Raw genomic sequence first — 11,801 nt, 5'->3', positions numbered from 1 at the left:
TTTTCTTCGTTAATGGTTCTCGTGGGATTGGTTTGCAGGTGTTGTCAGGTGGCGAGCGCGCGTTGAATGTGCGCCAGCAGCACATCGACATTAATCGGCTTGCGCAAAAAAGCAACAGCGCCGTGATCAACAGCGTAGCGCTGGATGTTGTCATCCGCATGACCGGAGATAAAAATAAGCGGCGGCGGCGAGGGGGCGATAAGGCGCAGTTTGTCGAGCATCTCGAGTCCGTTCATCCCCCGCAGGCGGATGTCGGCAATCACCAGCGCGACCTCTGCCAGCGCGGTAGGGTGGCTGAGAAACACTTCCGCCGAGTCGAAGGCCTCTGTGGCATACCCCTCCGACTGCAGCAGGTTGCTTAAACCGCTGCGGACAGACCGTTCATCATCAATGATGGCTATGCGCTGCGGCATGCTCGTGTTCCTCAAACTAAAGGTGATTAACCCTCGCTACCGTCGCCGGGACGGGCCGGAGGTGCAGTGCCGCTGATTTTGGGGACGCATTCGTGACGAAACCACGCCATCGTCAGCTGACGGCTGAACAGGCGGCGGCCAATCGGGATCAGCTGTTCCCCCACCAGCATGCCAAACAGCCCCAACAGAGCGACAACCGGCGGCGCGGGCGAGTGTACATCAATTGCGGCATAAATCACCCCTGCCAGAATTCCACAGCTCAGTGAAACGACCCAAGCTTTCATGACGAGGCTCCTGTGGAGAGGGTGACGGGCGCCTTTTGCGCGGTGTCGTCAGCATGCAGAAAATGGCGGGTGGCCTGTTCGCCAGCCAGCATCCCCAGCAGGCCAATCAACGCCAGCGCGGGCGGGGCGGGGGAGCGGACTTTCAGCAGCGCGTACAGCAGGCCGATTAACACGCCTGCCGCGAGGGAAATTAACCCAGTACTCATGATGGACTCCAGAGAGGTCAGCAGCAGGCCGGATGAGGGCCCAGCCTGCCGCTGAAAACTTAGCGAACCGGGGCCGGAACCGGCGCCAGGGTTTCGTGCTCGCTCTTCTGGCGAGACGGGGCTTTGTGCACCATGGTGTAGGCGTAATCCACGCCCATGCCGTAGGCACCGGAGTGCTCACGCACGATATCCATTACCGCGTTGTAGGTCTCTTTGTGCGCCCAGTCGCGCTGCCACTCCAGCAACACCTGCTGCCAGGTTACCGGGATCACGCCGGCCTGGATCATGCGCTGCATGGCGAAGTCGTGGGCCTCTTTCGAGGTGCCGCCGGAGGCGTCCGCCACCATGTAGATCTCGTAGTCGCCTTCCAGCATTGCACACAGGGCGAAGGTGTTGTTGCACACTTCGGTCCACAGGCCGGAAACCACTACTTTCTTCTTGCCGTTGGCCTTCAGGGCGTCACGCACTTTCTGGTCGTCCCAGGAGTTCATGGAGGTACGCTCAAGAATGTCCTGGCCCGGGAAGACGTCCAGCAGCTCCGGGAAGGTGTTGCCGGAGAAGCTCTGGGTTTCAACGGTGGTGATGATGGTCGGGATGTTGAACACTTTGGCCGCTTTCGCCAGCCCTACCACGTTGTTTTTCAGCACCTGACGATCGATAGACTGCACGCCAAACGCCATCTGCGGCTGCTGGTCGATGAAGATCATCTGACAGTTATCGGGGGTTAACACTTCGAGTTTTGAGTTAGACATAATGGTATCCAGTGAGGTGAACAGGTGAAATCCGTCGCGGAACACTGCGACGATGCGATGCCTGTATCCTGGATGACTCTCTGCCCTGGCGTAATTATCTCTTTGTATAATTAACCTTTCGTATAGTTATACACAGGTATAGTTATACTTTGGTATAGCTATCCCATTGTATAACTGGTTTTTTTCGGTAACCGGTTCCAATAATCCTGACATTTCCCCTCTCTCAGTCAGGAGCAGTTATGACTTCCTCTGCTAAAGCAGATTTGATTCTGGTGAATGGCCAGTTTCATACCGTCGATCGTGAAAATCCTCTCGCCGAAGCGGTCGCCGTGCGCGACGGCAAATTCCTTGCCGTAGGCACCGCTGCGGAAGTAATGCAGTACCACGACGACGCCACTAAAGTCGTGGATCTGAAAGGCCACACCGCTATCCCCGGCCTGAACGACTCGCACCTGCACCTGATCCGCGGCGGGCTGAACTACAATCTCGAACTGCGCTGGGAAGGCGTTCCCTCGCTGGCCGACGCCCTGCGGATGCTGAAAGAGCAGGCCCTGCGCACCCCGTCACCCCAGTGGGTACGCGTGGTGGGCGGCTGGAACGAGTTCCAGTTCGCCGAGCGCCGGATGCCGACCCTGGACGAGATCAATGCCGCCGCGCCGGATACCCCGGTGTTTATTCTGCACCTGTACGACCGCGCCCTGCTCAACCGCGCGGCGCTGAAGGTCGTCGGTTACACCAAAGACACGCCGAACCCGCCGGGCGGCGAGATCCAGCGCGACGCTAACGGCAACCCGACCGGGATGCTGATCGCCCGTCCGAACGCCATGATCCTCTACGCCACTCTCGCCAAAGGGCCAAAACTGCCCCTGGAGCAGCAGGTGAACTCCACCCGCCAGTTTATGCGCGAGCTGAACCGTCTGGGCTTAACCAGCGCCATCGATGCGGGCGGTGGTTTCCAGAACTACCCGGAAGACTACGAGGTGATCGCCGAGCTGCACGAGAAAAAGCAGATGACGATCCGCATCGCCTACAACCTCTTTACCCAGCGCCCTGGTCACGAGCTGGAAGACTTCGAGAAGTGGACCGACATGCTCAAGCCGGGCCAGGGCACCGACTTCTTCCGCCATAACGGCGCGGGCGAGATGCTGGTCTTCTCCGCCGCCGACTTCGAAGATTTCCTCGAGCCGCGCCCGGATCTGGCTCCCGGCATGGAGGACGAGCTGGAGCGCGTGGTGCGCCATCTGGTGGAGCATCGCTGGCCGTTCCGCCTCCACGCCACCTACGACGAGTCCATCAGCCGGATGCTGGACGTCTTCGAGAAGGTCAACCGCGAGATCCCGTTCGACGGCCTGCACTGGTTCTTTGACCACGCCGAGACCGTTACCCAGCGCAACATCGACCGCATCAAGGCCCTGGGCGGCGGCATCGCCGTGCAGCACCGTATGGCCTTCCAGGGCGAGTACTTCGCCGAGCGCTACGGGATGGAAGCGGTTCGCCACACCCCGCCGGTTACCCGCATGCTGGAGACCGGCGTGCCGGTAGGTCTGGGCACCGACGCCACCCGCGTGGCGAGCTACAACCCGTGGACCGCGCTCTACTGGCTGGTCTCAGGCCGCACCGTTGGCGGGATGCAGATGTACGATCACAGCGCCCGTCTGGATCGCGACACCGCCCTGATGCTCTGGACCCAGGGCAGCGCGTGGTTCTCCAACGAGCAGAGCCAGAAAGGTCAGATCAAAAAGGGCCAGCTCGCGGATCTAGCGGTGCTGAGCAAAGACTTCTTCCGCGTGCCGGAAGAGGAAATTAAAGGCATCGAGTCGGTGCTGACGGTGGTGGACGGTAACATCGTTTACGCCGCAGGCAGCTTCGGCCCGCTGGCGCCGCCTGCCATCCCGGTCCTGCCGGAGTGGTCGCCGGTGGTCAAGGTGCCGGGTCACTACCGCAGCGCACCACCGCAGGCCGCCCGCGTGGGGATGCAGCCTGCTCACCACTGTAGCGGCCCGTGCGGAGTGCATAACCACGCGCACGATTTCGCCCGCACGGCAGAGATGCCGGTGGCCGACGATAACGCCTTCTGGGGGGCGCTGGGCTGCAGCTGCTTCGCGTTCTGATCATGATGAACTCAACTCAACAGACCCTGCCCCGGATTGACCTGGGGCTGTTCTTCCTGCGGATCACCGGCAGCCTGCTGCTGCTGTACGTGCACGGCCTGCCGAAGATCGTGCATTTCAGCGAAGAACTGACGCGGATCGAAGATCCCTTTGGCTTCGGGCCGTACTTCAGCCTGATCCCGGCGATCGTCGCCGAGGTGATCTGCCCGATCCTGATCCTCTTCGGCGTGGCGACCCGGCTGGCCTGCGTGCCAATCATTGCCGTGCTGCTGGTGGCGATGCTGGTGGTGCATCCGGGCTGGTCGATTGCGGAAGGCCAGTTTGGCTGGCTGCTGCTGATCATCTTTACGACGCTGGCGATCACCGGCCCCGGCGCGTGGCGGGTCCGTTCGCGGGCCACGGAGAGATTCGCATGACCCAGATCACCGACGCGCACGTGGAGCATCCGCCTGCCCCGACGATGTCCACCTGGCAGCCGCTGCACCAGCGGGTGTTCCGCATGCTGTGGATCGCCACGGTGGTGTCCAACGTGGGCTCGTGGATGAGCGACGTGGGGGTCAACTGGAGCATGCTGACCCTCAGCGCCGATCCGCTGGATATCGCCCTGGTGCAGGCGGCAAGCAGCCTGCCGATGTTCCTCTTCGCCCTGCCCTCCGGGGTGATGGCGGATATCGTCGACCGGCGTAAGTACCTGCTCTTCTCCCAGCTGTGGATGTTTATTGCCGCTGCGGGGCTGGCGATCCTCTCCTTTACCGGGCAAGTCACGCCAACGGTGCTGCTGGCCGCGGCGTTTCTGCTGAGCGTCGGCAGCGCCATGAGCTCGCCGCCGTTCCAGGCGGTGGTGCCGGATCTGGTCAGCAAGGCGGAGCTGGGCCCGGCGGTGGCGCTGAACTCGCTGGGGGTCAACATCAGTCGCGCCATCGGCCCGGCGCTGGGGGGCTTTTTGCTCTCGCTGGCCGGACCCTGGATGGTGTTCCTGCTCAACGCCCTGTCGGTGCTGGGCGTGGCCTGGGTGCTGTGGCGCTGGAAGCCTGCCGCCTCGGTGCAGCGCCTGCCGCCGGAGCATTTCTTCTCGGCGGTGCGCGCCGGGGTGCGCTACGTCCACGCTGCCCCGGTGCTGCGTAACGTGTTGATCCGCACCGTGGCATTCTTCGTCTTCGCCAGCGCGGGCTGGGCGCTGTTGCCGCTGGTGGCGCGTCGGGAGCTGGGCCTCGGCCCGGCGGGGTACGGCATTATGCTGGCCTGTATCGGGCTGGGGGCGATTGCCGGGGCGGTGCTGCTGCCGCGTCTGCGCCAGCGCCTGAACGCCGATCGGCTGATGGTGGCGGCGAGCCTGGTCTTCGCCCTCACCATGCTGGCCCTGGCCTTTGTGCGCCACTTCTGGCTGCTGAACCTGTTTGAGTTCTTCACCGGCTTCGCGTGGATCGCAGTGCTCTCCACCCTGAACCTGGGGGCGCAACGCAGCGCCGCCCGCTGGGTAAAAGCCCGGGCGCTGGCGGTCTATCTGACGGTCTTCTTCGGCTCGATGACCGCGGGCAGCGCCATCTGGGGACAGATTGCTTCCCACGTTAACACCGCCACGTCACTCTGCGTAGCGACGGTCGGGATGCTGCTGGCCAGCGCCACGGTGCTGCGCTGGAAGCTGGAGAAAGATCCCAATCTGAACCTCGATACCAGCGGCCTGATTGCCGACGACGCGCGGGAGAGCATCCCCAACGAGCGCGGCCCGGTGCTGGTCTCCTGCGAGTATCTGATCGATCCTGAAGCGGCCAGCGACTTCCTGCAGGCGGTCCACGAGCTGCGCCGGGTGCGCCGCCGCGCGGGCGCCATCAGCTGGGCGGTGTATGAAGATATCGACCAGCCGGGTCTCTATATCGAGACCTTCCTGATGGGCTCCTGGGTGGAACACCTGCGCCTGCAGGAGCGCCACACCATGAATGACCACCTGCTGCAAAGCCGCGTGCTGGCTTTTCATCAGGGCGATGCACCTCCGGCGACCCGCTACCTGGTAGCGCCGGTTTAAAACCTAAAACAACACTTTGAGGAAGAGACTATGGCGACGATTAAAGCGAAAGACGGCACTCAGATTTATTATAAAGACTGGGGTGCAGGTAAACCGGTGCTGTTCAGCCACGGCTGGCCGCTGGATGCCGACATGTGGGACAGCCAGCTTAACTATCTGGCGGAACGCGGTTTCCGCGCCATCGCCTTCGACCGCCGCGGCTTTGGCCGTTCGGATCAGCCGTGGAATGGCTATGACTACGACACCTTTGCCTCCGACATCAACGACCTGATCACCGCGCTCGATCTGCGCGATGTGACGCTGGTGGGCTTCTCGATGGGCGGCGGCGACGTGAGCCGTTATATCGGCACTTATGGCACCGATCGTGTGGCAGGCCTGGCGCTGCTGGGTGCGGTGACGCCGATCTTTGGCAAATCCGACTCTTACCCGCAGGGCGTGGATCAGTCGGTGTTCGCCGGCATTCGTGACGGGCTGCTGAAAGATCGCGCCCAGTTCATCAGCGATTTCGCCACCCCGTTCTACGGCATCAACGCCGGGCAGAAAGTCTCTGAAGGCGCGCTGACCCAGACCCTGAACATCGCCCTGCTGGCCTCGCTGAAAGGGACTATTGACTGCGTGACCGCCTTTGCCGAAACCGACTTCCGTGCGGATATGGCGAAAGTCGACGTGCCGACGCTGGTGATCCACGGCAGCAACGACCAGATCGTACCGTTCGAAACCACCGGTAAAGTGGCGGCAGAGCTGATTAGCAAGGCGGAACTGAAGGTGTATGACAACGCGCCGCACGGCTTTGCGCTGACGCATCAGGACCAGCTGAATGAAGATCTGCTGACGTTTGTGAAGTCGCTTTAAGTTCAGCGCTTAATGCCGGGTGGCGCTACGCTTACCCGGCCTACTTTCCCTGTTAATCCTCATCCGACGTAAAAACCATTCCCGCGTAAGGCTTCTCCCGACACGCCGCCAGCCGCGCGGCCAGATCCCCCACGTGCAGTTCCAGCTTGTGCCCGTCCGGATCGAGAAAGTAGAACGACTCCCCTTCGCTTTTGTTCTCCTTCCAGACGATAACACCTGCGTCCTGGAGCTTTTGCGTGAACGCTGCGAAGTGCTCTTGTGCGATGGAGAAGGCGTAATGGGTGTAGTCGCTGTTCTGCGGTAGGATGAATTTTCGGGTGCCATCATACGACAGACAGAGCCAGAGATTGCCGCAGGTGAGATAAGCTCCGGTGTGCCATTCGGCGTGCAGACGCAGGCCAAGAAGATCGCGCCAGAAAGCAATGCTGGCGGGCAGATTACTGACGGCGAGGGTCAGGTGGTTGAGGGCGTGGAGCATGGGGGCTGATCCTGGATTTTTGCTAACCTCACTTCTTTAGCATGTTTATCGACGTATAAATAGAGAGGGCCTCTCCCCTCCTTATTCGGCTGACACCACACTTCCATTCCACGCAGCCTGTGTTGCTCTCTGACATACCCTAATTTCATGAGGTAAGCACGAAGCGGTTCGGGGTCGGTGGCATCTTTGAAAATGATGGCATTTGATGGCGCATATCCGTCGCCGGGTTGAAATTCGAAATAATAATTTTGCGAGATTCTTGGCGCGTTTTGAATTTCTTGGTACGTGAGAGAGTAATAGTTATAGCGATCGGTTTCTTTGTAGACCGTCACCCCGTTTATGTTGGATGCGATGAGGGAGATAAATAGCCCGCAGAGGATTAATGCGGTGATGGATATAGCAATGAGGGATCTACTAAAAATAAACACCATCCCTGATATCTGATTGTGAACACACAATTTATATCCTTATAAATGAGTGCCCTGATGGTACGTACTCTGTTTTATCGTTGTCTATATCGCCTGATATTATTAGGATTTTCGCCCGACAAGCTGCCGGGTGGCGCTGCGCTTACCCGGCCTACAAAAGCCTGCGATATTAAAATCCGGTGCATTCCCTGTAGGCCCGTGCAAGCGGAGCGCCGCCGGGCAATGCCGGTTACCCTCTTTTCGCCCAGGCGGCACGCATCACAGGAATAAACACGGGTGGAATCACCCCCATTTTGGGTAACGGCGTATTGATCTCCACGCCCGGCGCAACCGCGAACCACTCCGTATTAAACGGCAATTTTTGCAGCCGGTTAAGATCAAACTTTGTCGGCCAGCTTAGTCCTGCCGTATCAAGCTGATCGTCGATGACGAACTCGCCCTGATAAACGTGGTCCGTCCGGGAGGTTCCATAAACAATCAGCACGGCATGCAGATCCGGGAAGACATTCAAAATCAGGCCGGGGCACGCTTTTGGCCCCGGATGGCCCAGATCCTCATGTTGAGGAAACTTGCACCAGATGATGTCACCGATTGCCGGTAACGGGTTGTAATTATTAATCATAAGCGTCCTGCTTATTTAAATAATGGAGAGTCCAGATCGTCCTCTGAAATGTCGAGGCCAGACAGTTTTTTGACGGCGGCGTGTTGTGCGTCGGTCAGTGGGCCATCGTCCTGTTGGTAGGCGGGTAGTACCTCTTTCGCGAGGTTGCGTAACGCCTTGTGGACCAACTCGGTCTGGTTCAGGGAGAGCTCTGCCATCAGTCGGGAAAAGGTCTCCTCGCTGACGCCAAATTCGTTATCAACAGAACGGAGCTGGAACAGGAATTTTTTCGGCGCAGTACGTGTTGGGGTGGGCATGATTAACCTCTCTATAAAACTATATGTAAAGTATATAGAGAGAGATAAAAATGATCCATATAGAATGTATATAACAGTCTCGGCGGCAACATCACAGGATATTGCCGCCGCGTAATAAAATCAGTGCTTCACCATCACATGCCGTACCACGGTGTAATCCTCCAGGCCGTACATCGACATATCCTTGCCGTAACCGGACAGCTTCTGCCCGCCGTGCGGCATCTCGCTCACCAGCATAAAGTGAGTGTTCACCCAGGTGCAGCCATACTGTAAGCGGGCGCTCATGCGGTGCGCACGGCCCACGTCACGGGTCCAGACCGACGAGGCCAGGCCGTACTGCGAGTCGTTGGCCCACTCCAGCACCTGCTCTTCGTCGTCGAACATGCTGACGCTCACCACCGGTCCGAAGACCTCGCGCTGGATGATCTCGTCCTCCTGCTTTGCCCCGGCCAGCAGGGTTGGCTGATAGTAATATCCGCCGCCGCCCGCCACGTTTCCGCCGGTCACCACGTGGATGTGCGGCAGGGCTTTGGCGCGTTCCACCGCCTCGCTGACTCGGGCCAGATGGGCGGCGGAGCTGACCGGCCCGAGCTCGGTGATCTCATCTTCCGGGGCACCCATTTTCAGGCTGGCGACGGCGACGCCCAGCTTTTCCACCAGCGTGTTATAGACCGCTTTCTGGGCATAGATACGACAGGCCGCGGTGCAGTCCTGCCCGGCGTTGTAGAACCCAAAGGTGCGCACGCCTTCGACCACCGCGTCGATATCGGCGTCGTTAAAGACAATCACCGGCGCTTTGCCGCCCAGCTCCATATGGGTGCGCTTAATCGTCGGCGCGGTATGGGAAATAATGTGCTCCCCGGTGGCGATGGAGCCGGTCAGGGAGACCATCCGCACCTTGTCGTGGCCGGTCAGCGGGTCGCCCACGGTTTTACCCCGGCCAAACAGGACGTTAATCACCCCGGCCGGGAAGATATCTTTTGCCAGCTCGGCCAGCTTCAGGGCGGTCAGCGGGGTGATCTCCGACGGCTTAAGCACCACGCAGTTCCCGGCCGCCAGCGCCGGGCCCAGCTTCCACGCCGCCATCATCAGCGGGTAGTTCCAGGGGGCGATGGAGGCCACCACGCCCACCGGATCGCGGCGGATCATTGAGGTGTGCCCTTCCATGTACTCCCCGGCGGCGAGGCCGTTCAGGCAGCGGGTGGCACCCGCAAAGAAGCGGAACACATCGACAATGGCCGGGATCTCGTCGTTCAGCACGCAGTGCAGCGGTTTGCCGCAGTTCAGCGACTCCAGTCGGGCGAAGGTGTCAGCGTTCTGCTCAATCACATCCGCCAGCTTCAGCAGGCACTCCGCGCGCGCTTTCGGCGTGGTCTGGCCCCACTGGCGGAAGGCGCGATCGGCGGCCTGCACCGCGGCGTCCACCTGCTCCGGGCTGGCCTCGGCAATCTCGAGCAGCACCTCGCCGGTGGCCGGGTTGTAGACGGGCTGCTTCTCACCTGAACCCGCAATCAGTTCGCCATTGATCAATAAGTTGTCTTGCATAACCGACTCCATTGTTTTTATGTTCCGGGAAATTACAGAGGTTGTCCTGCGTTAAGCCGTTTTGCATGCTCAATCGCGTCATTTTCCGGCGCGTTTGAACGCCCGAACGGACGGGCCAGCGCCATGTAAATCAGACCGGAGATCACCACCACCGCCAGCCCCACCAGCACCGTCCAGCGGTCGATAAAGCTCGCGCTCTCGGCCGGTTGCGCCAGCAGCCAGATCCCGCACAGGCCGTAGGCCAGCGCCAGGATATTGACCAGCATGCCCCAGCCGCCGACGCTCCACTCCCCGGCCGGTTTCCAGCCCTTCAGACGCTGACGCAGCGCCGCCAGGACCACCATCTGGAAGGAGATGTAGATGCCGATAACCGCAAAGGCGGTGATGCGCGCCAGGTTATCCGGCTGGAAGTAGACCCACACGCAGATCAGCACCGGCAGCAGGCAGCTGACGATCATCGCGTTATCCGGGACGCTGTTTTTCGACAGCTTCGACATCCAGGTGCTACCCGGCAGCATCTGATCGCGGGAGAAGGAGAAGATCAGGCGGCTTAAGGCGGCCTGCAGGGAGAGAATGCACGACAGCATGGCGATCACCGCGATGATGATAAACACCGTGGCGCCAGTCTCGCCGAGGGCTTCGTTGAGGATCGCCGGGATCGGATCGGCAATTTGGCCGTTAACGATATTCATCAGGTTCGGGGAGGCCAGCAGGTAGCCGAGGATCGAGACCATCGCCGAGAGGGCGCCAAACACGATGCTGAGGATCATCGCAATCGGGATCTTTTTGCTCGGGTTTTTCACCTCTTCCGCCACGTTGCCGCAGGCTTCAAAGCCGAAGAACATAAACAGGCCGATCAGCGCCGCCGCCATAAATGCCGGCTGGTAGCTGCCGTCTTTGGCGATCACCCCCATCGAGTCGAAGACTACCGAGAAGGGCTGCGCGCGATGGAACAGCAGCAGATAAATCCCCAGCGCAATCACGCTGACAATTTCACACCAGAAGCCAATCCGGGCGACCCGGGCGAGGTTTTTGGTCCCCGACATGTTGATGGCCATCATCATCAGCAGCAGCACCACCGAGGTGATCAGCATGTTGCCGGCCGAAGTTTCAAAGCCGAACAGCGATCCGACGAAGGTGGCGGTATATTCCGCCACCGAGGTGATGGTCACCACCAGCGCCCAGAGGTAGATCCAGGCGGCGATCCACGCATATTTCCGGCCCCACAGGCGACGCGCCCAGGGATAGAGACCGCCGGTAATCGGATACTGCGACGCCACTTCGCCAAACACCAGCGCCACCAGCAGCTGTCCGCAGGCCACAATCGGGATCCACCAGATGGCCGGCGGCCCCGCCAGCGTCACAGCCAGCGCAAACAGGGAGTAGACCGCCGTCAGCGGCGAGAGGTAGGTGAACCCGAGCGAGAAGTTAGAGATAAGGCCGATGGAGCGGTGAAATTGCTGTGTATTATCGCTATGAATTGCTTCACTTTTCTTGCCAGAAGTCTGTTCCATACGTTTATTCTCTGTGATGGGGTTGAGTCGCAGGTAACACGAATCAAGGTATAGAAGAGCGCCTCAAGGCCGTACAGCGTTGCCCTCGCGATTTGTTAATATTTGTATGGATATGTCACGTTTTTGTTAAGGATAACCGGCATTTTCCGTGAGCCGCATCACGTCAGGTCTGCGAGATCGCGACCTGAGCCCCTCTTTTCCCGGCCATTTCCCCTGTTTTTTACGCCTTCATCACAAAATTCAAACAATCAGCACTGAACAGGCCCATTTCGTCAAA

14 protein-coding genes are annotated in these 11,801 nt (G+C 60.0%); 4 read left to right on the top strand and 10 right to left on the bottom strand.

Features of this window, described 5'->3' with window-relative positions; genetic code table 11:
• Window positions 1-44: 44 nt before the first annotated feature.
• Genes ES815_RS12420 through ES815_RS12405 form a run of 4 tightly spaced genes read right to left on the bottom strand, consistent with a single transcriptional unit; the run spans window position 45 to window position 1,655 of the window.
• Window positions 45-413 carry a response regulator transcription factor gene (locus ES815_RS12420; RefSeq protein ID WP_142488060.1) on the bottom strand — a complete coding sequence of 123 codons (369 nt, stop codon included), beginning with the start codon at window positions 411-413 and terminating at the stop codon, window positions 45-47.
• Between the two features lie 26 nt (window positions 414-439).
• Complete coding sequence (locus tag ES815_RS12415; RefSeq protein ID WP_142488059.1) at window positions 440-697, bottom strand: DUF1427 family protein; 258 nt, start codon at window positions 695-697, stop codon at window positions 440-442.
• Window positions 694-903, bottom strand: a complete 210-nt coding sequence (locus ES815_RS12410; protein WP_032616311.1) for a DUF1427 family protein — start codon at window positions 901-903, stop codon at window positions 694-696. Before ES815_RS12410 ends, ES815_RS12415 begins: the two co-directional genes overlap by 4 nt.
• Window positions 904-962: 59 nt before the next feature.
• A complete protein-coding gene (locus tag ES815_RS12405; RefSeq protein ID WP_142488058.1) occupies window positions 963-1,655 on the bottom strand; it encodes a hydrolase in 693 nt (230 codons plus the stop codon).
• Window positions 1,656-1,894: 239 nt separating this feature from the next.
• Between ES815_RS12405 and ES815_RS12400 the strand changes: the two genes are divergently transcribed.
• The 4 genes from ES815_RS12400 to ES815_RS12385 are packed head-to-tail and all read left to right on the top strand — an operon-like array spanning window position 1,895 to window position 6,641.
• Window positions 1,895-3,766 (top strand): amidohydrolase, encoded by a 1,872-nt coding sequence (locus ES815_RS12400; RefSeq protein WP_142488057.1) that lies wholly within the window; start codon window positions 1,895-1,897, stop codon window positions 3,764-3,766.
• 5 nt (window positions 3,767-3,771) lie between these two features.
• A complete protein-coding gene (locus ES815_RS12395; protein ID WP_142490050.1) occupies window positions 3,772-4,182 on the top strand; it encodes a DoxX family protein in 411 nt (136 codons plus the stop codon).
• On the top strand, window positions 4,179-5,789 hold the full coding sequence (locus tag ES815_RS12390) for an MFS transporter (RefSeq protein WP_142488056.1): 1,611 nt from the start codon (window positions 4,179-4,181) through the stop codon (window positions 5,787-5,789). Before ES815_RS12395 ends, ES815_RS12390 begins: the two co-directional genes overlap by 4 nt.
• A gap of 30 nt (window positions 5,790-5,819) precedes the next feature.
• Window positions 5,820-6,641 (top strand): alpha/beta fold hydrolase, encoded by an 822-nt coding sequence (locus tag ES815_RS12385; protein ID WP_142488055.1) that lies wholly within the window; start codon window positions 5,820-5,822, stop codon window positions 6,639-6,641.
• 52 nt (window positions 6,642-6,693) lie between these two features.
• Here the strand turns inward: ES815_RS12385 and ES815_RS12380 are convergent, their stop codons facing one another.
• The 6 genes from ES815_RS12380 to ES815_RS12355 form a co-directional block, all read right to left on the bottom strand.
• On the bottom strand, window positions 6,694-7,119 hold the full coding sequence (locus ES815_RS12380) for a FosA8 family fosfomycin resistance glutathione transferase (RefSeq protein WP_142488054.1): 426 nt from the start codon (window positions 7,117-7,119) through the stop codon (window positions 6,694-6,696).
• Window positions 7,095-7,550: a hypothetical protein gene (locus tag ES815_RS12375; RefSeq protein WP_142488053.1), complete on the bottom strand. Its 456-nt coding sequence runs from the start codon at window positions 7,548-7,550 to the stop codon at window positions 7,095-7,097. Before ES815_RS12375 ends, ES815_RS12380 begins: the two co-directional genes overlap by 25 nt.
• A 226-nt stretch (window positions 7,551-7,776) precedes the next feature.
• Window positions 7,777-8,169 carry a hypothetical protein gene (locus ES815_RS12370; protein ID WP_142488052.1) on the bottom strand — a complete coding sequence of 131 codons (393 nt, stop codon included), beginning with the start codon at window positions 8,167-8,169 and terminating at the stop codon, window positions 7,777-7,779.
• Window positions 8,170-8,180: 11 nt separating this feature from the next.
• Window positions 8,181-8,465, bottom strand: coding sequence for a hypothetical protein (locus ES815_RS12365; protein ID WP_142488051.1), 285 nt, complete (start codon window positions 8,463-8,465; stop codon window positions 8,181-8,183).
• Between the two features lie 120 nt (window positions 8,466-8,585).
• Complete coding sequence (patD, locus tag ES815_RS12360) at window positions 8,586-10,010, bottom strand: aminobutyraldehyde dehydrogenase (RefSeq protein WP_142488050.1); 1,425 nt, start codon at window positions 10,008-10,010, stop codon at window positions 8,586-8,588.
• Window positions 10,011-10,042: 32 nt separating this feature from the next.
• A complete protein-coding gene (locus tag ES815_RS12355; protein ID WP_142488049.1) occupies window positions 10,043-11,524 on the bottom strand; it encodes an APC family permease in 1,482 nt (493 codons plus the stop codon).
• Between the last annotated feature and the right edge of the window lie 277 nt (window positions 11,525-11,801).

It is taken from the genome of Leclercia adecarboxylata (assembly GCF_006874705.1).
Lineage (GTDB): Bacteria > Pseudomonadota > Gammaproteobacteria > Enterobacterales > Enterobacteriaceae > Enterobacter > Enterobacter adecarboxylatus_C.
This window is presented reverse-complemented; position numbering and strand designations above follow the sequence as displayed.

Excerpts from the sequence above, each read along its gene's own strand:
- ES815_RS12420 (WP_142488060.1), bottom strand. The coding sequence starts at position 413 with ATGCCGCAGCGCATAGCCATCATTGATGATGAACGGTCTGTCCGCAGC.
- ES815_RS12415 (WP_142488059.1), bottom strand. The coding sequence starts at position 697 with ATGAAAGCTTGGGTCGTTTCACTGAGCTGTGGAATTCTGGCAGGGGTG.
- ES815_RS12410 (WP_032616311.1), bottom strand. The coding sequence starts at position 903 with ATGAGTACTGGGTTAATTTCCCTCGCGGCAGGCGTGTTAATCGGCCTG.
- ES815_RS12405 (WP_142488058.1), bottom strand. The coding sequence starts at position 1,655 with ATGTCTAACTCAAAACTCGAAGTGTTAACCCCCGATAACTGTCAGATG.
- ES815_RS12400 (WP_142488057.1), top strand. The coding sequence starts at position 1,895 with ATGACTTCCTCTGCTAAAGCAGATTTGATTCTGGTGAATGGCCAGTTT.
- ES815_RS12395 (WP_142490050.1), top strand. The coding sequence starts at position 3,772 with ATGAACTCAACTCAACAGACCCTGCCCCGGATTGACCTGGGGCTGTTC.
- ES815_RS12390 (WP_142488056.1), top strand. The coding sequence starts at position 4,179 with ATGACCCAGATCACCGACGCGCACGTGGAGCATCCGCCTGCCCCGACG.
- ES815_RS12385 (WP_142488055.1), top strand. The coding sequence starts at position 5,820 with ATGGCGACGATTAAAGCGAAAGACGGCACTCAGATTTATTATAAAGAC.
- ES815_RS12380 (WP_142488054.1), bottom strand. The coding sequence starts at position 7,119 with ATGCTCCACGCCCTCAACCACCTGACCCTCGCCGTCAGTAATCTGCCC.
- ES815_RS12375 (WP_142488053.1), bottom strand. The coding sequence starts at position 7,550 with ATGGTGTTTATTTTTAGTAGATCCCTCATTGCTATATCCATCACCGCA.
- ES815_RS12370 (WP_142488052.1), bottom strand. The coding sequence starts at position 8,169 with ATGATTAATAATTACAACCCGTTACCGGCAATCGGTGACATCATCTGG.
- ES815_RS12365 (WP_142488051.1), bottom strand. The coding sequence starts at position 8,465 with ATGCCCACCCCAACACGTACTGCGCCGAAAAAATTCCTGTTCCAGCTC.
- patD (WP_142488050.1), bottom strand. The coding sequence starts at position 10,010 with ATGCAAGACAACTTATTGATCAATGGCGAACTGATTGCGGGTTCAGGT.
- ES815_RS12355 (WP_142488049.1), bottom strand. The coding sequence starts at position 11,524 with ATGGAACAGACTTCTGGCAAGAAAAGTGAAGCAATTCATAGCGATAAT.